This window comes from Agrobacterium albertimagni AOL15 (assembly GCF_000300855.1).
Lineage (GTDB): Bacteria > Pseudomonadota > Alphaproteobacteria > Rhizobiales > Rhizobiaceae > Allorhizobium > Allorhizobium albertimagni.
On the sequence record NZ_ALJF01000002.1, the window covers coordinates 241,594 to 263,842 of the forward strand.

General features: G+C 61.4%; 11 protein-coding genes. 7 read left to right on the plus strand and 4 right to left on the minus strand.

What is annotated here, in order from left to right; translation table 11 throughout:
- The first annotated feature begins 68 nt into the window (after positions 1-68).
- From QWE_RS01960 to QWE_RS01975, 4 genes are all read left to right on the plus strand, one after another.
- Positions 69-926: an SDR family oxidoreductase gene (locus QWE_RS01960; RefSeq protein WP_006724383.1), complete on the plus strand. Its 858-nt coding sequence runs from the start codon at positions 69-71 to the stop codon at positions 924-926.
- A gap of 42 nt (positions 927-968) precedes the next feature.
- Positions 969-1,775, plus strand: coding sequence for an alkaline phosphatase family protein (locus tag QWE_RS01965; RefSeq protein ID WP_006724384.1), 807 nt, complete (start codon positions 969-971; stop codon positions 1,773-1,775).
- A gap of 68 nt (positions 1,776-1,843) precedes the next feature.
- The gene (locus tag QWE_RS01970) at positions 1,844-2,560 is read left to right on the plus strand and encodes an SDR family oxidoreductase (protein WP_006724385.1); all 717 of its coding nucleotides are present in this window, start codon (positions 1,844-1,846) and stop codon (positions 2,558-2,560) included.
- A complete protein-coding gene (locus QWE_RS01975) occupies positions 2,554-4,092 on the plus strand; it encodes a cryptochrome/photolyase family protein (protein ID WP_006724386.1) in 1,539 nt (512 codons plus the stop codon). Before QWE_RS01970 ends, QWE_RS01975 begins: the two co-directional genes overlap by 7 nt.
- Before the next feature lie 13 nt (positions 4,093-4,105).
- Here QWE_RS01975 and QWE_RS01980 read toward each other — a convergent pair whose 3' ends face one another.
- Complete coding sequence (locus QWE_RS01980) at positions 4,106-5,851, minus strand: glucan ABC transporter ATP-binding protein/ permease (protein WP_006724387.1); 1,746 nt, start codon at positions 5,849-5,851, stop codon at positions 4,106-4,108.
- A 280-nt stretch (positions 5,852-6,131) separates the two neighbouring features.
- Between QWE_RS01980 and QWE_RS01985 the strand changes: the two genes are divergently transcribed.
- Both QWE_RS01985 and pyc read left to right on the plus strand, forming a co-directional pair.
- Positions 6,132-6,869 (plus strand): LuxR family transcriptional regulator, encoded by a 738-nt coding sequence (locus QWE_RS01985; protein WP_006724388.1) that lies wholly within the window; start codon positions 6,132-6,134, stop codon positions 6,867-6,869.
- Positions 6,870-6,986: 117 nt separating this feature from the next.
- A complete protein-coding gene (gene pyc, locus QWE_RS01990; RefSeq protein ID WP_006724389.1) occupies positions 6,987-10,448 on the plus strand; it encodes a pyruvate carboxylase in 3,462 nt (1,153 codons plus the stop codon).
- 64 nt (positions 10,449-10,512) lie between these two features.
- On the opposite strand, the gene QWE_RS01995 is transcribed toward pyc, so the two are convergent.
- On the minus strand, positions 10,513-19,020 hold the full coding sequence (locus QWE_RS01995) for a glycoside hydrolase family 94 protein (RefSeq protein WP_006724390.1): 8,508 nt from the start codon (positions 19,018-19,020) through the stop codon (positions 10,513-10,515).
- 358 nt (positions 19,021-19,378) lie between these two features.
- On the minus strand, positions 19,379-20,014 hold the full coding sequence (locus tag QWE_RS02000; RefSeq protein WP_006724391.1) for a TetR family transcriptional regulator C-terminal domain-containing protein: 636 nt from the start codon (positions 20,012-20,014) through the stop codon (positions 19,379-19,381).
- Between the two features lie 137 nt (positions 20,015-20,151).
- Here QWE_RS02000 and QWE_RS02005 point away from each other — a divergent pair, with 137 nt between their 5' ends.
- Positions 20,152-21,315: a M20 aminoacylase family protein gene (locus QWE_RS02005; RefSeq protein WP_006724392.1), complete on the plus strand. Its 1,164-nt coding sequence runs from the start codon at positions 20,152-20,154 to the stop codon at positions 21,313-21,315.
- Here QWE_RS02005 and QWE_RS02010 read toward each other — a convergent pair.
- The gene (locus tag QWE_RS02010) at positions 21,297-22,175 is read right to left on the minus strand and encodes a DMT family transporter (protein ID WP_006724393.1); all 879 of its coding nucleotides are present in this window, start codon (positions 22,173-22,175) and stop codon (positions 21,297-21,299) included. The genes QWE_RS02005 and QWE_RS02010 overlap by 19 nt on opposite strands.
- Between the last annotated feature and the right edge of the window lie 74 nt (positions 22,176-22,249).

The following is a 22,249-nucleotide window of genomic DNA, read 5'->3' on the forward strand; positions in this document are numbered from 1 at the left end:
ACCGTTTTCCGGAACTCATCCATGGCTCACCGGTTTGACCCTCGACATCAGCAACGAGGAGACGACCCATGGCCGACTATCCCACACCGCCCTTTCCACAGAAGAAGGTTCCGATGCCGGGTCGCACCGCAGACATGAATCCGCGGCCCGATCATGGTGAGGAGAGCTACAAGGGGTCGGGCAAGCTCGAAGGCCTGAAGGCTGTTATCACCGGCGGCGATAGCGGGATCGGTCGGGCCGTGGCGATCGCCTATGCCCGCGAAGGCGCCGATGTGCTGATCTCCTATATCGAGGAAGACGAGGACGCCAAGGACACCGCGCGCTGGGTGGAAAAGGCCGGTCGCAAGACCGTGCTGGTCCGGGGGGACATCCAGAGTGCGGATCATTGCCGGGAGATCGTGGACACGGCGGTTCGCGAACTGGGTGGCGTCGACATTCTTGTCAACAATGCCGCGCACCAGGCGTCTTTCGAGGATATCACCGAGATTCCGGACGAAGAGTGGGAACTCACCTTCCGCGTCAACATCCACGCGATGTTCTACCTGACCAAGGCTGCCGTGCCGCATATGAAGAATGGCGGCTCGATCATCAACACGGCGTCAATCAATTCCGACAGCCCGAACCCGTCACTGCTCGCCTATGCGACGACCAAGGGCGCGATCCAGAACTTTACCGCAGGGCTTGCGCAGATGCTGGCGGAAAAGAACATCCGCGCCAATGCGGTAGCTCCCGGGCCGATCTGGACGCCGCTCATTCCATCGACCATGCCGGAAGAGAAGGTCAAAAACTTCGGCAAACAGGTGCCGATGAAACGGCCCGGGCAACCGGCGGAATTGCAAACGGCCTATGTCATGCTCGCCGATCCGCTCTCCAGCTACGTGTCCGGCGCGACCATCGCGGTCACAGGCGGGAAGCCCATCATCTAACTCGGCCTTGCCTTTGGCGCGCGGCATGGCAAGTTGCGCGCCATGAACAAAGTGATCCTGATCGTTCTCGACGGGCTGCGTTACGACGTGGCCCGTACCTGTCTCGGCTATATGGAAGGCCTCGTGGCTGCGGGGCGCGCCGATGTGCGCAAGCTGACCTGCGAGCTGCCGGCCATGTCACGGCCGCTTTATGAAACCTTGCTGACAGGCCGCAAGCCGGTGGACCACGGCGTGGTCAGCAATGGCGTCGTACGGCGGTCGATGGGGGACAATCTCTTCGCGCGAGTGCGCGCACAGGGTGGCGTGACGGCTGCGGCCGCCTATCACTGGGTGTCTGAGCTCTATATCTCTTGCCCGTTCGACCGGCATCGCGATCGCATCCTGGTCGATGGCACCGGAGACATTACACACGGCCTGTTCTACTGGGACGACCATTATCCGGACAGCCATCTGTTCGCCGATGCGGAGTGGCTGATTCAGGCCAAGGCGCCGGACTTTCTCCTGCTCCATCCGATGAATGTCGACGATGCCGGCCACAAGCATGGCGGCGACAGCATTGGCTATCGCAACGCTGCACGGACGCAGGGCGATCTGCTCGCACGGCATGTGCCTGATTGGGTTGAGGCCGGTTATACGGTGATCGTCACTGCCGATCACGGCATGGGTGATGATGGCAATCATGCAGGGCCGACGCCGCAGGAGACGGAGGTGCCGTTCTACACGGTGGGCTTCCGGCTCGATCCAGAAGTCGTGCTCAACCAGACTGAGATTGCGGGGCTCATCTGTCGACTGATGGAGATCGATCCTGGCCAGATACCGTCCTTCGAGGAAGCCGTGGAGCGCCTCTGAGACAATCTGTGCCTGATCCGGTCTGGCTGCCTGCCGTAATGGGTAGCACAGACCTGCAGGAGATCCAGATGTCCGACTTTTCCGGAATGACGTCCCTCAACCCCGGCTACCGTGCGCTCGTGCTTGGCGCGAGCGGTGGTATTGGCGGCGCCTTTGCCGCCGCGATCAAGGCCGATCCGAACTGCGGCAGCGTGGTCGAACTGTCGCGCAGCGTCGACGGGTTCGACATCACGGATGATGCCTCTGTCGGTGCTGCGGCCGCGAAGCTTTCGGAAGCGGGCCTGAAATTCGATCTCATCCTCTGCGCCACCGGCGCGCTCGTGATCGATGGCAATGGCCCGGAAAAGACGATCAAGGCGATCCAAGGCGATGTGATGGCGGCGCAATTCGCGCTGAACGCGATCGGTCCGGCGCTGGCGCTCAAGCATTTCGCGCCGCTTCTTTCCAACGAGGGCAAGAGCGTCTTCGCCACGCTTTCGGCACGGGTCGGCTCGATCGGCGACAACAAGCTCGGCGGCTGGATATCCTACCGCTCGGCCAAGGCGGCTCTGAACCAGATCACCCGCACCTCGGCGATCGAGATCGCTCGTCTGCGACCGAAGAGTGTGGTGGTGGCACTGCATCCGGGTTCAGTGGATACCGGCTTTTCGGGCGGCTTCTCCAAGGCGCATGACAAGATACAGCCGGGCGAGAGCGTCGCCATGATGCTGTCGGTTCTCGATGGGCTGGAGCCGGCACACACAGGCGGCTTCTTCGCCTATGACGGTCAGCCGATCGAATGGTGAAGCCTTCCCGCATTCATCTTGTCCTCGGCGACCAGCTCAGTCACTCCCTGTCAGCGCTCGCCGATGCCGATCCGGAAACCTCGCTCGTGCTCATGGCGGAAGTCATGGGCGAGGCGACTTATGTGAAGCATCACAAGAAGAAGATCGCCTTTCTCTTTTCCGCCATGCGGCACTTTGCCGAGGAGCTTAGAGAGAAGGGGCTTACCGTCCATTATGTCACCCTGGAAGATCCTGACAACGCGCAGAGCCTGAAAGGCGAGCTTGTGCGCGCTCTTGCCGAGACCGGCGCAACCTCCGTCGTCGTGACGCAATGCGGGGAGTGGCGTCTGGCTGAGGATATGCGGGGCTGGGAATCCGACCTCGGTGTGCCGGTCGAGATCCGCGAGGATGATCGCTTTCTCTGTTCGATCGAAGACTTCCGGGAATGGCGCAAGGGGCGCAAGCAGCTGCGCATGGAGTATTTCTATCGCGACATGCGGCGGCGTCACCGCGTGCTGCTGGAAGGTGACGAGCCCGTCGGCGGCAAATGGAACTTCGATGCCGAGAACCGCAAACCACCGGCCGAGGGACTGAAGGGACCAAAGCGGATCAGCCATCCTAAGGATGCGATCACGAAGTCGGTGCTGGCTCTGGTCGAAGAGCACTTCGCCGGCCACATGGGCTCGCTCGACAGCTTCCATTTTGCCGTGACCGCTGATCAGGCGGAGATGGAGCTTCAGCAGTTCCTCGACGAGATCCTGCCCTATTTCGGTGACTATCAGGACGCGATGGTGAAGGGCGAGCCTTATCTCTACCACTCGCTTGTTTCCTCCTACATCAATGCCGGCCTTCTCATGCCGATCGACGTCATCCGGCGGGCGGAGGCCGCCTGGTTCGAGGGACGGGCGCCGCTCAATGCCGTCGAGGGTTTCATCCGGCAGATCCTCGGCTGGCGCGAATATGTCCGTGGCATCTATTGGACGGAGATGCCCGACTATGCCGGGCTCAACCATCTCTCGGCTTCTCGTCCGCTGCCGCAGATGTACTGGACGGCGAAGACCGACATGGCCTGCATGAAGGGTGCGGTCGGCGATACGATCGAACACGCCTATTCCCACCACATCCAGCGGCTGATGGTGACGGGCAACTTCGCGATGCTCGCCGGGATCGATCCGGCAGAAGTCTGCGAATGGTATCTTGCCGTCTATTCCGACGCCTATGAATGGGTTGAACTGCCGAACACGCTCGGCATGGCGCTCTATGGCGATGGTGGGATCATGGCGAGCAAACCCTATGCGGCGAGCGGCAAATATATCGACCGGATGAGCAATTTCTGTGGCGGCTGTCGTTACGATCCGAAGCTGACGACGGGACCGAAGGCCTGTCCGTTCAATGCGCTTTATTGGGACTTCCTCGATCGCAATACGGAGAAGCTGGCGCGCAATCCGCGGCTTTCCAACATGTATGCGACCTGGCGGCGCATGGATCCTTTCAAGCAGGATGCCATTCGCAAGCATGCAGCCCAGGTGCTTGAGACGCTCGATGCGATCTGAGCGCTGTCACCGTTCAGATCGCCGGGCTCGGCTCTTCCTTGAGCAGGCCGCTGGTGCGCAGAAGTGAGGTGAATCGGCCACCGAGAGCGCTCAGCTCGTCGTAATTGCCCTTTTCGATGACCCGACCGTGATCGAGGAAGATGACGAGGTCTGCTTCGCGAATGGTCGAGAGGCGGTGCGCGATGATGAAGGTGGTGCGGTTCTTTCTGAGCCGGTCGATCGCCTGTTTGACGCGGGCTTCGGTCTCCACGTCGAGCGCACTGGTCGCTTCGTCGAGAACGAGGATGGGCGCGTTCTTTAAGATCGCGCGGGCAATCGCGATGCGCTGGCGCTCGCCGCCCGACAGCCGGTTGCCGCGCTCGCCGACATGAGTGTCGAAGCCGATCATGCGGCTTTCAATGAAGTCGGTTGCTGCTGCTGCTTCGGCCGCCTGGATGATTTCCTCCTCGGTCGCGTCTTCGCGTCCCAGGCGGATATTCTCCTTAATCGAGCGGTTCAGGAGGCCCGCATCCTGAAAGACGGTCGCGATCGCATGGCGCAGCGACTTGCGGGTCACCTTGGCGATGTCCTGGCCGTCGATCAGGATCTGGCCCGACTGCGGATCGTAGACCCGTTGCAGCAGATTGATGAGCGTCGTTTTCCCGGCGCCCGTTGGGCCGACGATCGCCACGGTCTGGCCGGCACGGACGTGGAAGGAAATGTCGCGTACGCCTTGCGTGGTCGAGGCAAAGTCGAAGCAAACGTCCCGGAACTCGACATCACCCTTGACCGGCTTCAGATCGGCCGCGCCGGCGCGCTCTTCCCGTTCCTGAACCGCGTCTTCCAGCTTGTAGAAGTCCTCCAGCTTGGAGCGTGCCTCGAAGATCTGGTTGATGAAGGTGATCATTTGGTCGAGGCGGGCAATCAGCAGGCCGGCAAAACCGGTAAAGGCGATGATGTCGCCGACCTTCAATTCGCCTCGCTGGACCAGAAGCGTGCCGATCACGAGTATGACCAGCATCGAGAGTGTCGAAGCGATGCGGTTCAAGGCGCCGGCGAGCGCCCACCAGTCGAGAACCGGGTACTGGGCGGAGAGCAGCTTCGTCGTATATTCCTTGAGTGCCCGGGTTTCGGCCTCGATGCGGTTGTAGCTGTGCAGGACCGAGACGTTGCTGATCGAGTCGCTCACATGGGAGAAGACCGTGTGATAATGGCCTTCCACCGAGGCTTGGCCTTCCTTGGTCCTGTTCATCACGGTCTTGCCGATGATGACATAGAGAACAGCGAGGATGATCAGGACCGATGTGAGCCGCACGTCCATCGAAAAGGCGGTCGGAATCAACAGGGCCAGGGCGACGGCGGTCGCCAGATGCGTGCGCATGAATTCCAGCCAAAGCCCGAACAGCGTCTCACCCGCGCGCAACAGCGTATGCAGGGCATTCGACGTGCCGCGCGTGTGGTGCCAGCTGAGCGGCATGGAAATGATCTTGCCGAATGATTCGGTCAGCAGATCGGCACGGCGGCCATGCGCCAGCCGATCGGCCTGGCGGGCGACGAGCACATAAGCGACCGTGTTGAAGACGCCGAAGCAGCCCCAGGCGATCAGGATTCCCGTGGCGTCGCGCTTTTCCGAGATCGCATCGATGATGCGACCGAAAAGAATGGGCTCCAGGATCGTAATGACAGCGAGAACGACGTTCGCGGCGACGACGAGGGAAACTCGCAACTTGTAACTTGCAAGGTATTTCAGGGCTTTGAAATAGACTTGGAGCAGGGACAACTGGGTTCACCTTTGTCTGATGTCGCGAAACTCGCCGAATTTTCCGCTCGCGCAGTCCGCCAGCCAGAAAGGATGCCTAATGCGACAGCCATGCCGCCGCAAGATCCCACCGACGCCAGACAGCGCTTGATGGTCGGTCGAAGCTAGAATTCCGCACGCCGCCATAGGTTTCCAATAACCCATTTTGACGGTAAACGTTCAAATTGCTTCGCGTGGCCGAAAAAGTCGTCGCTCGTGGCTTTTTAATGGTAATTTTAGACGCGCATTTTGGAGAGACTTTGTGAATATCAACCAATTGCTGCATTTCCTTGTCATCGTCGACGAATGCCGATCGGCAGCCGAGGTTGTTTCGGAGCTGGAGAAACTGGTTCGAGGCTACGGCTTTGAGTATTATGGGGTTGTTCGCCAGCCGAAGCCGGACGAGAATCCGATGAACCTCGTCCTCACCGGCCACTGGCCCGAGGGTTGGCCGCAGCTCTACATCGCCAAGAAATACGTCCTGATCGATCCGACGATCCGCTTTCTCGGACAGGCGCATGCCGGATTCCGCTGGCGCGACGCGCTGCACGCCTTCCGCGCCGATCCGCATCGCAAGCGGATGGAGCGCATGCTCGGAGACAGCATGCGTTTCGGGCTGATGGATGGCTACATCTTCCCCGTTCATGGACGAACAGGTCTGTTGGGCAACATGACGGTCGGCGGGCGTCCGGTCGATCTTTCGCCGACGGAGATTGCGCTGTTCGATGCAGCGGCAAAGAAGGCCTACTGGCGTCTGCTCGAGTTCAAGCATGCGAACGAGACGGAAGCGACGAAGCCGATCGATACGCGAATGACGCGTCGCGAAATGGAAGTGCTGAACTATCTGGCAGATGGGCTGACGTCTAACGAGATCAGCAAGATCCTGAAAATCTCCAATCACACGGTCGACTGGTACATGAATGGTATTCAGGACAAACTAAATGCGAAAAATCGCCAGCATGTCGTGGCTTTGTCGTTTCGTCTCGGCCTGGTGACCTGAGACGGAGCGGAATCTTCTCGAGGTCGACCAAGGCAAATTGAACTTCCTAAAACAACGCGCTATGACTTTTCTTCGCAGGTGCACAATGCCCTGGCATATCGTTTTGGGGAGATCGAATTGCCAATATCCAAGATCCTTGTCGCCAACCGTTCGGAAATCGCGATCCGCGTCTTTCGCGCCGCCAACGAGCTCGGTCTGAAAACGGTCGCCATCTGGGCCGAGGAAGACAAACTCGCGCTGCACCGCTTCAAAGCGGATGAAAGTTACCAGGTTGGCCGCGGTCCGCATCTGGAGAGGGATCTTGGCCCGATCGAAAGCTATCTTTCGATCGATGAAATCATCCGCGTCGCCAAATTGTCGGGCGCCGATGCCATTCATCCGGGCTATGGCCTCCTGTCGGAAAGTCCCGAATTCGTCGATGCCTGCAACGATGCAGGTCTGATTTTCATCGGTCCTAAGAGTGACACGATGCGGCAGCTCGGCAACAAGGTTGCCGCCCGCAATCTCGCTATCAGCGTCGGCGTGCCGGTTGTGCCGGCGACCGAACCCCTGCCGGACGACGAGGCAGAAATCCATCGTTTGGCTGAAGAGATCGGCTACCCGGTCATGCTCAAGGCTTCCTGGGGCGGCGGCGGTCGTGGCATGCGCGCCATTCGCTACCCGAAGGACCTGCTGCGCGAGGTGACGGAAGGCAAGCGCGAGGCCATGGCGGCCTTCGGCAAGGATGAGGTCTATCTGGAAAAGCTCGTCGAGCGTGCGCGCCACGTCGAAAGCCAGGTACTAGGCGACACGCATGGCAATGTCGTGCATCTCTTCGAGCGTGACTGCTCGATCCAGCGCCGCAACCAGAAGGTCGTCGAGCGGGCGCCGGCGCCCTATCTGAACGAAGCGCAGCGCCAGGAATTGGCCGACTACTCGCTCCGGATTGCCAAGGCGACGAACTATATCGGCGCCGGCACCGTCGAGTATCTGATGGATGCCGATACCGGCAAATTCTACTTCATCGAGGTCAATCCGCGCATCCAGGTCGAGCACACGGTCACGGAAGTCGTGACCGGCATCGATATCGTGAAAGCACAGATTCATATCCTCGATGGCCACGCGATCGGGACGCCGGAATCGGGTGTGCCTGATCAGGCCGATATCCGCCTCAACGGTCACGCACTGCAGTGCCGTATCACCACCGAGGATCCGGAACAGAACTTCATTCCCGACTATGGTCGCATCACCGCCTATCGTTCGGCGGCCGGTTTCGGTATCCGTCTCGACGGCGGCACCGCCTATTCGGGTGCGATCATCACCCGCTATTACGATCCGCTTCTGGTCAAGGTGACGGCTTCCGGCAGCACGCCGCAGGAAGCGATCAGCCGCATGGACCGCGCGCTGCGCGAGTTCCGTATCCGCGGCGTCGCGACCAACCTGACCTTCCTCGAAGCGATCATCAGCCACCCGAGCTTCCGCGACAATTCCTATACGACCCGTTTCATCGACACGACGCCGGAGCTCTTCCAGCAGGTGAAGCGCCAGGACCGCGCGACGAAGCTCCTCACCTATCTCGCCGATGTGACCGTCAACGGCCATCCGGAAGTCAAGGGGCGCCCGAAGCCGCCGGCGGATGCGGCCGAGCCGGTGGTTCCGTTTATCGACGCTGCCATCAAGCCGGGCACCAAGCAGTTGCTCGACGAGCTCGGCCCGAAGAAGTTCGGTGACTGGATGCGCAATGAAAAGCGTATCCTGATGACCGACACGACCATGCGTGACGGTCACCAGTCGCTGTTGGCGACGCGGGTGCGCACGCATGATATCGCCAGAATCGCTGACACCTATGCCCGCGCGCTGCCGAATCTCTTCTCGCTTGAGTGCTGGGGCGGGGCGACCTTCGACGTCTCCATGCGCTTCCTGACGGAAGATCCGTGGGAGCGTCTCGCTCTCGTGCGCGAAGGCGCGCCGAACCTGCTCCTGCAAATGCTGCTGCGCGGCGCAAATGGTGTCGGCTACAAGAACTATCCCGACAATGTCGTGAAGTATTTCGTCCGCCAGGCGGCCAAGGGCGGGATCGACCTCTTCCGCGTGTTCGACTGCCTGAACTGGGTCGACAACATGCGCGTGTCGATGGACGCCGTCATCGAGGAGAACAAGCTCTGCGAGGCGGTGATCTGCTACACCAGCGATCTCCTCAACTCGGCCCGTCCGAAATACGACCTCAAGTATTACACCACACTTGCCGCCGAGCTGGAAAAGGCCGGGGCGCATATCATCGCCGTCAAGGACATGGCGGGCCTGTTGAAGCCTGCTGCCGCCAAGGTGCTGTTCAAGGCCCTGCGTGAAGAAACGGGTCTGCCGATCCATTTCCACACCCATGACACCTCCGGCATTGCCGCTGCGACGGTGCTGGCCGCTGTCGAAGCCGGCGTCGATGCGGTCGATGCCGCCATGGACGCCTTTTCGGGCAATACCTCGCAGCCTTGCCTTGGCTCGATCGTCGAGGCCCTGCGCGGCTCCGAACGCGATCCGGGCCTCGATCCGCACTGGATCCGGCGCCTGTCCTTCTACTGGGAAGCCGTGCGCACGCAGTATGCGGCCTTCGAGAGCGACCTCAAGGGGCCGGCTTCGGAAGTGTATCTGCACGAAATGCCGGGTGGTCAGTTCACCAACCTCAAGGAACAGGCCCGTTCACTCGGTCTTGAAACCCGCTGGCATGAAGTCGCTCAGGCCTATGCCGACGCCAACCAGATGTTCGGCGATATCGTCAAGGTAACGCCGTCGTCCAAGGTCGTCGGTGACATGGCGCTGATGATGGTAAGCCAGGATCTTTCGGTGGCGGACGTCGAGAACCCGGCCAAGGACATCGCCTTCCCGGATTCGGTCGTGTCGATGCTGAAGGGTGATCTCGGTCAGCCTCCAGGCGGTTGGCCAGAAGCATTGCAGAAGAAGGCGCTCAAGGGTGAGCAGGCCTATACGGCGGTGCCCGGTTCGCTTCTGCCGGCAGCCGATCTCGATGCTGAACGCAAGGTGATCGAGGAAAAGCTCGGTCGCGAGGTCAGCGACTTCGAATTCGCGTCCTACCTGATGTATCCCAAGGTCTTCACCGACTACGCGCTGGCGGCCGACATGTATGGTCCGGTCTCGGTCATCCCGACGCCGCAGTATTTCTACGGCCTGCCGGCCGGCGAGGAGCTTTTCGTTGACCTCGAGAAGGGCAAGACGCTCGTCATCGTCAATCAGGCGATTGGCAATACGGACGAGAAGGGCATGGTCACCGTGTTCTTCGAGCTCAACGGTCAGCCGCGCCGCATCAAGGTGCCGGACCGCGCTCATGGTGCCTCTGGTAGTGCCATCCGTCGCAAGGCGGAGACCGGCAATGCCACACAGCTCGGTGCGCCGATGCCGGGTGTCATCTCGCAGGTTTCCGTGTCTGCCGGCCAGACCGTCAAGTCTGGCGACGTCTTGCTTTCGATCGAAGCGATGAAGATGGAAACGGCGCTGCATGCCGACCGCGACGGTGTGATTGCGGAAGTGCTCGTGCGGATTGGTGACCAGATCGACGCCAAGGATCTGCTGATCGTCTACTCGGCCTGACAGCCGCACCGGTAAGCTAAAAAGAAAGAGGCCCCGCCAGCGATGGCGGGGCCTCTTTCGTTTCTCATTCGGCCGCTTTGACCTTCGGCTTGCGTGCCGGTTTCTTGACCGGTGGCGGTACAGGCGGCAGATCCGCACTCGCCACCTGCGCTTTGCCATCAAGTATCACATCGTAGCCTTCTGCGGTGCGTGTGACGGCGACATCGACCATCCGGCCATCGATGTCGACCTTGGCCTTGAAGCCCTGCCAATGTTCCGGCAGGGCCGGGTTCACGACAAGCTCGCCGCCCTTGCGACGGATGCCGAGGAAGCCCTCGACCGCGAAGCGATAAAGCCAGCCCGCAGATCCCGTGTACCAGGTCCAGCCACCGCGTCCGGCATAGCCATCACCGCCGTAGATATCGGCCGCCACGACGTAAGGCTCGACGCGATACCGTTCTGCCTCGTCTGCCGTTTTCGCATGATTGATCGGGTTCAGCAGTTCGAAGACGCGCCAGGCGTCGGCGAGGCGACCCGCCTTCACCAAGGACAGGCCAAGCCAGATCGCCGCATGGGTATATTGGCCGCCGTTTTCACGCACGCCGGGCGGATAGGCGCCAATGTAGCCTGGATCGATGTCTGGTTTCTCGAAAGCCGGCGTGAAGAGGCGGACGATGCCACTCTCTGCGTCTACAAGCTTCGAGACGGCGGAATCGAGTGCCTTTTCGGTATGCGCGGGATCGCCCATACCGGACAGAATGCTCCAGGACTGGGCGATGGAGTCGATCTGGCACTGGCTTGAACCATTCGAACCGAGCGGTGAGCCGTCGTCGAAATAGCCACGACGATAATGTTCTCCGTCCCAACCGGCCGTTTCCAGAGCCGTTTTCAGCTTGGTGGCATGATCGCCCCAGCGGGCGCTGCGGTCTTGGTCGCCACGCTTTTCAGCCTGCAGCCTGAAGCGTTCCAATGTGGCGGCGAGCAACCAGCCAAGCCAGACACTTTCGCCGCGGCCTTCGATGCCCACACGGTTCATGCCGTCGTTCCAGTCGCCGCCAAGGATCAGCGGCAGACCGTGCTCGCCGGTCCGGGCAATGGCGAGGTCGAGCGCGCGGGCCGCATGTTCGTAGAGATCGGCCGTTTCGGCGGCGACATTCGGCAGGAAGAAGCTGTCATGCTGATCCTGCGTGAGTTGCGGTCCCTCGATGAACGGGATCTGTTCGGCAAGGATCGTTTCATCGCCTGTGGCCGACACATACTGATCGATCGCATAGGCGAGCCAGACGACGTCGTCGGAGATCATGGTGCGGACACCGGCGCCCGTCTGCGGCAGCCACCAATGCTGCACGTCACCTTCGACGAACTGACGCGCAGCGGCGTTCAGGATTTGGCGGCGGGCGAGCTTGGGTTCAACGGTCAGGAACGCGAGCGTGTCCTGCAACTGGTCACGGAAGCCGTAGGCGCCGCTTGCCTGGTAGAAGCCGGCACGGCCGAAGATACGGCAGGCGAGCGCCTGGTAGGGCAGCCAGCGATTGACGAGATTGTCGAAGGCCTTGTCTGCGGTTTCTACCGAAAGCTTGCCGGTGAAGCCTGTCCAGAAGTCGCGGTTTGCCTTGAGGATCGTCTCGAAGCCTGAGCCGCGGACCGTCTTCACGAGATCGACTGCGGCTTCCGCGGTATCGCATTCACCGAGAAGGAAGGTCATGTCGCGGGACTGGCCGGGTGCCAGCTCGACATCGAAGGCGATGGCGGCGCAAGGGTCGCTTTCGCTCTCGATCGAGCGTGTGAGCCCGGAGGCGCGGGCGACGGCCTGTGGCAGCTTGATCGTGCCGTTGCGCCCGATGAATTCGCGCCGGCTTGTCGTGTAGCCGTCCGGCTGTTCCGGTCCGGCCAGGAAGGCAAAGCGACCCGAATAGTTGATGTCATAGGGATTGGAGGCGAGGAGCGCCCCGGTCTCTTCGTCGAAGCTGGACAGAATGAAGGGGGCGGTGCGGGCGCTGTTGTTGCCGAGGACCCATTCTGCATAGCCGTAGATGCGGAACTTGCGTGGCTCAGGGCTCGCGTTCTTCAGCCGGATCTTTGTGAGCTTGACCGGCCGCTCGCGATCCACGGTCTGGGTCAGTTCGATCTGGAGATCGCCGTGCTGGCTAATGAAGGTCGAGTAACCCATGCCATGGCGCGTCTCGAAGGTCGCTGCCGGATCGAGGTTCAGGGCGCTGACGGTCGCATAGGCGCGTCCGCTGCCGAGATCGGTCACGTAGAAAGCCTCGCCCGGACGGTTTGTCACGGGATCGTTGGTCCACGGCGTCAGCTGGTAGTCGCGCGAGTTCTGGCTCCAGGTGAAGCCGGCGCCTTCGGCGGAGACGTGGAAGCCGAAGTTCTCGTTGGCGATCACGTTGATCCACGGCTGAGGCGTTGCCGCAGATCCATTGAGACGCACGACATATTCCGAACCATCTTTCGAGAAGCCGCCGAAGCCGTTCCAGAAGTCGAGGTCGGAACCGTCGACCGGCGACGCCGCCTTTGCAGGTGACGGTAGCGCTGGCGGAAGGCCTGCCCACTCCGTTTCGCCATCGATGGTTCGCGGTGTCGCAAAGAGGGAGACGGCACGGTTCACCTGATCGACGACCTTACCGTTGCGGGTGTGCAGCACGACACGGGCAGCCGCGAGGACCGCGAGCGTCGCGCCTTCGTCCTGCAAGTCGTCGCGGACCGTGAAGACATGCTGGCGGCCGCCCGGCAGGCGGTGGCGCAGATTGTCCGCCATCTGGTCAAGTGCATGCTGCATGTCCTGGGCGTAAGATGTCGCGCGCTCGTTGATGATTGCGAGATCGGCCACGACGCCGCGGCGACGCAGATATTCCAGTGCGCTCATCGCTTCGCGGGCGATGTCCATGTCCATGTCGTCGTTGATGCGCAGCGCAAAGATCGGGAAGTCGCCCGAAATTGCCATGGGCCATAGCGTCGATTGCGACCTCAGGCCCTTGCGGACCGTTTCGGGATCCGCGCGCAGGTGATTGTCGGGATAGGTCAGATAGCGGCCGAGATGCTGGAAGGCGGCCGCCTGCTGCGAGGTGATGCCGATATGGCGAAGCTCGACCTGAGCGCGCGTCCAGGCATGGATGAGCTCGTGGCTGAAGGAATCCGGATGACGATAGCGCTCGATCGCCTGATCGATCTCTTCGCGGTTCGGGGCTGCCATGGTCCAGAAAATGACCTGGACCTTCTTGCCGGCGGGCACGCGGACCACGCGGCGGAGACTGAGGATCGGATCGAGCGTGAAGCCTTCCGAGCCGGAGAGGTTTGCGCCGGGGTCGAAGGCTGCTGCCTCGCCGAGGCTGCGACCACGGCCGAGGAACTTGCGGCGATCGGTTTCGAATTCGGTGGGGCGACCCTGGCCGGCGCTGTCGACAACCAGATGGGCGACGCACATATCCGGATCGGACGGACTGCGCTTGTTGCGCTCGGCGCGGATGACGTCGCGGCGGCGACCGAATTCGGTTTTCACGAACATTCGCGAGAAGAGCGGATGGGCGTTATCGCTGTCCTCGTAAGCCAACACCGGCTCGGTGTAGGACGTGACCTCGATGTAGCGGTCTTCCGTCCCGGTGTTCAGGATTGTCAGCCTGCGGCCTTCGGCATCATGTTCCGTGCCGACAATGCATTCGACAGAGGTCGAGATGTCGCCGACGGTCTTGAAGAACTCCGCCTTGTCGTCGCCGAAGATGACTTTGGTCTGTTCGTCCGCTGCACGCCGCGGGGCTGCAGTTGCGGACCACCACTCGTTTGTTGCGATGTCGCGCAGGAAGAGGAAGGTGCCCCACCGGTCTTCGGTCGTGTCGGGTTTCCAGCGGGTGACGGCCTGACCGTTCCAGCGCGAGAAGCCGGAGCCGGTGGCTGTCATCATCACCGAATAGTGGCCATTCGACAGGAATACGACTTCGCGATCCTTGGTCGCAGGATCCTCGATCATGCGGACTTCGGCGCGCAGAAGGTCTGCCTGCCCCTTGGCCGGGGTCTGCGGCTCGTATTTCGCGCTCATGACCGGGATTTCCCGGGGCGTCTTCTCCTGCAACAGGAGTTCTGCCGCTTCGATCACCGGATCGGCATGGAAGAGAGCGCGCAGACGACCGTTGTAGGCGACGTTGGCGATGGCTGCGATCGACATGCCATGATGGTGCGCATAGTAGTTCTTGACGACGGCGCACTTCTTGCCGTCCGGCAGGCGCGTCGGGGTGAAGTCGACGGCATCATGGAACCCGAAGGGGCCAAGCGCACCCAGCTTGCGCAGGCGCGTCAGGTTCTCGAGGGCCGCTTCCGGATAATACTGGCTCGCAAGGATCGAGGCATAGGGGGCCACGACGGCGTTCTGGCCCAGGCCACGCTTGAGGCCGAGCGTCGGCACACCGAAGTTGGTGTACTGATAATTCATCTCGTGGTCGCGGGCGTTGAAGGCCGCTTCCGAGATGCCCCAGGGGATGTTCAGCCGGCGGCCGTGATTCATCTGTTCGATGACCACGAGATTGTTCGTCTGATTGAGAATGCCGCCCTGGCGCTCCTGCATGACGAGCGGCGGCATCAGATATTCGAACATCGAGCCCGACCATGAGATCAGGGCAGCGCGGGCACCGATCGGCACGACCTGCCGGCCGAGCCGGTACCAGTGTTCCGTCGGCAGATCACCCTTGGCGATGGCAAACAGGCTGGTGAGGCGGCACTCGGATGCCAGAAGATCGTAGCAGGCCTCGTCCAGTTCGCGGGCGTCGACGCGGTATCCGATCGACAGCAGGCGACGCTCCGGACGGAAGAGGAAGGTGAAGTCCATCGAGAAGGCGAGGTTACGGGCGCGCTCGGAGAGCTGGCTCAGGCGCTGGCGCAGCGGATCGATGTTCGACAGGTCGAAGGCGGTGTCTGCAATATGGGCTTCGCACACCGAGACCAGCGATTCCGTCCAGCGTACGACCTCGGCACTCGCTTCGGACCGGATCTCGTGGTGGAGATTTGCCGCCAGCTTCTGTGCGTCACGAGCAAGCACTGCGAGATTGATGATGCGGATGGAGGCGAATTCATGCTCGCGCTTGACGGCCGCGAGCGCCGTGTTGAAACCGATGATGCGCTCTTCCAGACGTTTGCGCAGAGGACGCACCGTCTTTCGGTCGTCGGGCAGTTGCTCAAGGATTTCGAGCAGGATGCCGCCGACATCGCCGATGCCGTCGAAGTTGCCCTGAAGGTGGGCAGACGGTGCCTCCGCCCATTCGCGGCAGGCGGAGGCGATGGCGATCAGATGGCCGGCGAGATTGCCGCTGTCGACCGCCGAAATATACTTCGGGCCAAGCGTCTGCAGCGTGTCGGTGTAGTACCAGTTGTAGAGATGACCGCGGTGCTTCTCCATCCGTTCGACGGTGGAGATCGTCTGCTCCATGCGCTCGATGGTCTGTTCGAAGCTCAGCCAGCCGAAATGACGTGCGGAGACGACCGATAGCAGGTAGACGCCGATATTCGTCGGCGAGGTGCGATGGGCGATGACCGGCTCGGGTGTTTCCTGGAAATTGTCCGGGGGCAGATAGTTGTCCCCGGCGGTCGTGAAGGTCTCATAGTAGCGCCAGGTGCGGCGGGCGATCTTGCGCAGTTCGTAGGAGACGTTTTCCGGCACTTCCAGGCTGTCTTCGGTCTCGGCCGACTGGCTGACATACCAGGCGAGCAGCGGGGAGAGGACCCAGAGGAAGGCGAAGGGTAGACCGATCAGATAACCATAGCCGCCTGGCAGCGCCGCGACGCCGACCGAGAGGATGGCGAGGATCGGCGCATGGCGCATGTTCTGGTAATAGGAGGTGATCGTGCCCTGGGCGGCCGACTGGACGCTGGCAGCCGTCCGCCATTCGAGCAGCAGCTTGCGGCTGACAAACATGCGATAGAGAGAACGGGCGATGGCGTCAGCCATCATGCAGGCATTGTCGGCGATGAAGACGATGCGAAGCGCAACTTGCGCGTTGATGGAACGCACTTCGGACCACAGCGTCTGGAAATGCGCGGCCGGAACGATATCGGTCTGGCGCGGGACGATGCCCGACAGAAGTGACAGGGTTGGGGCGACGAAGAGGCTGAAGATCAGAAGCAGCTGCCAGATGGTGGCGCCGACCGGTTCCATGGTGGCCCAGCCGAGAACCGAGGCGGCATACCAGGCGATCGGGGTCAGCGAGCGGCGCAGGTTGTCGACCATCTTCCAGCGGCCAAGGCTGGTGATGCCGCGACTGGTGTCGCCAATATAGGGAATGAGCTGCCAGTCGCCGCGGGCCCAGCGGTGCTGGCGCGAGATTTCGACCTCGTAGCGGGTCGGGAAGTCTTCGACCAGTTCGACGTCGGTGACGAGGGCGCAGCGGGCGAAGGAGCCCTCGAGCAAGTCGTGGCTGAGAACGCTGTTCTCATCGATACGGCCCTTGATCGCCGTCTCGAAGGCGTCGACGTCGTAAAGGCCCTTGCCGGTAAAGGTGCCCTCGGCCGTGATGTCCTGATAGACGTCGGAGACCGTGAAGACATAAGGGTCGAGGCCGCGGTTCATCGAGAAGATGCGCTGGAAGACCGAGGCATCCTTGCCCGTGGTCAGCGAGGGCGTGACGCGCGGCTGCAGGACGCCGTAGCCGCTGATCACGCGGCCGGTCTTCTCGTCGTGGACCGGACGATTGATCGGATGGTGCATCTTGCCGACGAGCTTGGTGACGGCATCGCGCATCAGGCGGGTGTCGGCATCGAGCGTCATTACGTAACGCACGTTTTCCGGCACCATGTTGGCGCCCGGCAGATAAGACGTGTCTCGATCGCCGCGCAGCAGCAGGTTCAGCTCGTGCAGCTTGCCGCGCTTGCGCTCCCAGCCCATCCAGCAGCCTTCAGCTTCGTTGTACAGGCGACGGCGATGCATGAGGTAGAAGCGAGTCTTGCCACCAAAATCGTAACGGCAATTAAGCTGTGCGAGTTCGCGCTTGGCATAATCGAGGACTTCGAGATCGGCCGGGGTTTCTTCCGTCTGGCTGTCCTTCCAGTCGCTCAACAGCGCGAAATAGATCTCGCCATGCGGGTTGGTCAGGTAGTGGACTTCGAGGTTGCGGACGAGCTCATCGACGTCGTCGCGCTTGGTGATCATGCACGGCACGACGACGAGGGTGCGTGCTTCTTCGGGAATGCCCTGCTTGAATTCATAGCCGGTCAGACGGACGGGTCTGACGAAGAAGGTGACAAGCGTGTTGAACAGTCCCGTCGCGCCTTCGGATACCGGCAGTGACACCATGAGCAACAGGACCAGGATGAGCGAGGTCGGGACGCCGGCGTGGTTGAGGAAGTACCCGATAACGGCAAGGGCTGCGACGGTGAGCGCAATGACGGGGATTGCGATGGAGAGCCAGTTGAGCCGCTTGATGCCGTCGGTCAGGATCCGGGAAAGCGGCTGGCTGTAGCCGATGGCGTTTTCCAGCTCGGTCCGTCTGTTGCCGACGAGATAGCTTCCCACGTCGAGATGTCCATCAGGACCTACCGATTGTGTCGCCAGGTCAATCGCGGTCTGGGCAATCTCGATCTCGCTCTGGTCGCAGCGACGCGCCAGCCTTTCGATCGTGTTGCGGTAGGCATTGCGCGAGCCAAAATCCAGTTCGCGGTAATCAGTGTGCTGGCCGAGAACCCGGTCGACATGGCTGACCTCTTCGACCCAGACCGACCATTCCTTGTCGTCGATCTCGCGCAGGCCGCGCACGATGTTGCCCATCGTGACATTGCCGGAGGAGAGGCGGTTATGCTCGGCATCCATCGCCTCCTGGGCGTTGCGGCCGGCCGCTTCCAGTCGGCTTTCCAGCCATTCGACGGCAAAGCTCGTGTTCTGCGAGCCATTGCGCAGGCGGTAGAGGAACTGCGTGGCAAAAGTGTTGTCGTCGGCGAGCTGTTCGATCTGGCTGAGATAGGTTGCGGCCGCGACCGGGTCGTTCAAGCGGATGATCTCGTCGGCCACCTCGTTGGCCCGGCGGCGCATCCGGCGCGAACGATCGACGCGGGTCGCGATGCGGCGGAGGTTTTCGACCAGCACGAAGCGGACGATCGAGGGCAGCGCCCAGAGTTCACCGATCTCCAGCGTCTGGTGCTGCTGGTAGCCTTCGACCAAGGCCGTCATGCTTTCCTGGCTGACCGTCGAATGGGTGTGGGCCACGTAGAGCCAGGCCAGCGCCATGGTTCGCGGAATTTCGCGGCTTCCGATCTTCATCGTCGGCAGCTGCCGATAGAACTTCTTCGGGAAGTCGCGGCGAACTTCCTGGATCGCTTCTTCGATAACGTAGTGGTTGTCGAGCAACCACTCTGCCGCGGGCGTGATCGCAGCCCCGGCTTCGACGTCAGCCGCCGTCGCGCGATAGACGCGCAGGATCTCGCGCTCGTTTTCCTTGTGCCGGGCAAAGAAGTCGAAGTCCATCAGACCCGGGAGTTCCTCGACGCCGTTCAGCGCCAGGGAAGCGGCGCTCTCCCGCAACTCCTCGATCGTAAAATAGGCAGATCGAATGGAATCGTTGTGGTCGATCTGCTTGGTTTCGAGGTCGCGCGATGGGACATGCAGCGTCATGAAAAATAGGTTCTCGGTTCGATGGTTCAATAGAAAGCCGTTGTGGTCCGACCGTCTGGTCTTCGCCGCCGCGCCTCATTGCACAAAATTGGGTTGTTGACCAACAATCGAGGCAGAAAGAGGCCGTAATACGACGGCTAACAGAGGCGGTTGAACTCTCGTTGCGACTTTCGCATCCAGGCAGGTGAATTGGCGTTTTTATGCCTTATTTCAAGCTGCTGGCCAAGGGGCTTGCTCGCAGCAGCCGAGCAGCGATGAAGCAGGGTCAAACTTTGCGGGCAAGCGATCTGTCGGTGAGGTTACCAGATCCCGAATGCTTCGAGCACCGAATGCGTGTTTGCGACGCGGGTCTGATTGCTCAGTTCGTGCCCCTCAGCGACAATCCGCCCAGCATGGCCTCGACCGCATCCAGTGCGATCTGCGGCAGGCGTCCCTCGTCGAAGAGGTCGCTCGCGAGCGAATTCTCAAGCCACAAACCGTCGATGAGTCCATTGATCGCGACCGCGAGGTGGCGGACTTCGGAGAAGGGTGGTTCGTGGTGTCGCGCTGCCAAGACGGCTCCGACGAGGTCTTCGAGTATGCCAATGAAGACCATGTAGTTTTCCCGATGGATACGGGCGAGTTCCTCATCCGATCGCACCCGTCCGATGAACGCTGCCCAGAGGGACAACGCCTTCGGATCGGCAATTGGTGGACTGACATTGGCGACGATGAAGTCATGCAGACGCTGCTGCGGGTTCGCGCCGGCTTCTGCCATGGCATCAACGGCGGAGCCGGTCATGCCCGCCAGCATTTCGCGATAGGCCGCTTGGACCATCTCGTCCTTGCCGGAAAAATAATGGCGGATCAAACCGCCGGTCACGCCGGCTCTGGCGGCGATGTCGCGGACGGTTGCGCCTTCCAGTCCATGTTCGGAGACGCTGTCCAGAGTCGCTGCGATCAGGTCCTTCCGGCGCTCGGCTTCACCGGCACGCTGGAACGTGCGTCGTGTCATGGTGGTCTCTCCGGCACGGGTAAGGCGGCTTGTTTTCGTCAGCCGCGGACGTCTTTTTATACGGTTGAACAACGGACCGGCAAGTGCCACAGTCCGCGCTTCATTGCTCATGCCCAGACGACCGAAAGGCAATTTCCATGACGATCCATGCGCCCAATGTGATGGCTGAAGTGCTCGCGACGCGACATCATCTGCATCGGTTTCCGGAGATCGGCCTGTCGGAATTCAAGACATCGGATTATGTCGCCGAGCAGCTGACCGCGCTCGGCTATGAGGTGACGCGCGGGCTTGCCAAGACCGGTATCGTCGCCACCCTCAGGAACGGGACGAGCGAGCGAAGCATCGGCATCCGCGCCGACTTCGACGCCTTGCCGATCCTCGAAGAGACCGGTCTTCCCTATGCGAGCGAGATACCGGGTGTCATGCATGCCTGTGGCCATGACGGCCATACTGCGATGCTTCTCGGCGCGGCGAAGATCCTCGCCGAGCGACGGAATTTCGACGGCGTCATTCACCTGATCTTCCAGCCGGCGGAAGAGAATTTCGGCGGCGCGCGGATCATGATCGAGGACGGCCTTTTCGATCGCTTCCCCTGCGATGCGGTTTTCGCGCTGCATAACGATCCGGAGATCCCTTTCGGCCATATCGCGCTTAGGGAAGGGCCGATCATGGCTGCCGTCGACGAGTGCAAGATCACCGTCAACGGTCGCGGCGGTCATGGGGCAGAGCCGCAATCCACGGCTGACCCGATCGTCTGTGGCGCCTCCATCGTGATGGCGCTTCAGACGATCGTTTCGCGCAACATCCACCCGCTCGATCCGACCGTCATTACCGTCGGCGGTTTTCATGCGGGGGCTGCAAGCAATGTCATTCCGGAGCGGGCGGAGATGGTGCTGTCGATCCGCTCCTTCGATCCCAAGGTCCGCGATCAGCTTGAGCAGCGCATTCGCGCGGTGGCCGAAGGCCAGGCGGCGAGCTACGGCATGGGCGTGTCCATCGACTACGAGCGGGGATACGATCCAACCATCAACCACAAGGCGGAAACGGACTTCGTCCGCGATCTTGCGATAAGCTTTGCTGGACAGGACAAGGTCTATGACCTGCCGCGTCCAATGATGGGAAGCGAGGATTTCGCCTATATGCTCGCCAAGCGCCCGGGCAGCTATTTCTTCCTCGGAACGCAGCGGACCCCCAACGATCCGCCGCTGCATCACCCGCGCTATGACTTCAACGACGATATCCTGCCGGTCGGCACGACCCTCTGGGTGGAACTTGCCGAGCGCTATCTCTCGAGGTCCTGAGCGGGCATTTTGCGCCGCTGGGCAAAGAGAATGATAAGGCCTGCGCCGGCGATCAGGATGGCGCCGGCCCAGACATTGGGTCCCGGAATGTCTCCCCAGATCGCGTAGCCGAGCGCGAAGGCCCAGACGAGTGCCGTATACTCCAGGGGCGCAATCACCGAGATCGGCGCGCGGCGCAGCGCCTCGAAAAAGCTCAGCTGGCCAAGGCCGCCGATGAAGCCGACGGCCAGCAGCATTATCTGCGTCGGACCGCTTGGCATCGTCCAGGAGACGATGGCCATGGGTGTCGTCAGCGCCAGGAAGAAGACATTCGTCATCGTCATCTGAACCATGCTGCTGGCGCTCTGGCTGGTGGTTCTGAGCAGTGTCGTGGCGATCGCCCAGCAGATGGCGGCGACGATGGCGAGGTAGACGGGCCAGCCCGTGGCGAGGCCTGTCGGATTGCTGGCGATGACCACGCCGACGAAGCCGGTGATGACAGCAATCCAGCTGCTCATGGGAACGCGTTCACCCAGAATGGGGATGGCGAGCAGGATCGCTGCGATCGGTGCGGCGAAATAGAGTGTCGTCAGGTCCGCGAGGGGCAGATGCTTGGCCGCGTTGAAGTAACAGAGCCAGGCGGCGAGCAGGAAAAGGCTGCGCAGCATCATCGGGCGAAGCGCCGGCGACGTCACCGTTTCCCGGCCGAGCGAGCGGCCACCGAGGATGTAACAGCCAAGCAGGATCGCAATGCTGCGGCAAAACAGGATCTGCCAGACGGTGGTTGTCTCCACCAGCAGCTTGATCATGGCGTCATGCATGGCAAAGCAGAGATAAGCGAGGCTGGACAGGAGAATACCAGCACCAACTGCGGTTTTCACGGAAGCGTCTTTCGGGTCGGGCGGCACAGGTGGAGGTCCGCAATGGCTATCTGTTTCAGGCGTTGGCCGGGTTC

Bases quoted from the DNA above. Each gene is read 5' to 3' on its own strand.
- QWE_RS02000 (WP_006724391.1), bottom strand. From the start codon at position 20,014: ATGACACGACGCACGTTCCAGCGTGCCGGTGAAGCCGAGCGCCGGAAG.
- QWE_RS01975 (WP_006724386.1), top strand. From the start codon at position 2,554: ATGGTGAAGCCTTCCCGCATTCATCTTGTCCTCGGCGACCAGCTCAGT.
- QWE_RS01995 (WP_006724390.1), bottom strand. From the start codon at position 19,020: ATGACGCTGCATGTCCCATCGCGCGACCTCGAAACCAAGCAGATCGAC.
- QWE_RS01965 (WP_006724384.1), top strand. From the start codon at position 969: ATGAACAAAGTGATCCTGATCGTTCTCGACGGGCTGCGTTACGACGTG.
- QWE_RS02005 (WP_006724392.1), top strand. From the start codon at position 20,152: ATGACGATCCATGCGCCCAATGTGATGGCTGAAGTGCTCGCGACGCGA.
- QWE_RS01960 (WP_006724383.1), top strand. From the start codon at position 69: ATGGCCGACTATCCCACACCGCCCTTTCCACAGAAGAAGGTTCCGATG.
- QWE_RS01970 (WP_006724385.1), top strand. From the start codon at position 1,844: ATGTCCGACTTTTCCGGAATGACGTCCCTCAACCCCGGCTACCGTGCG.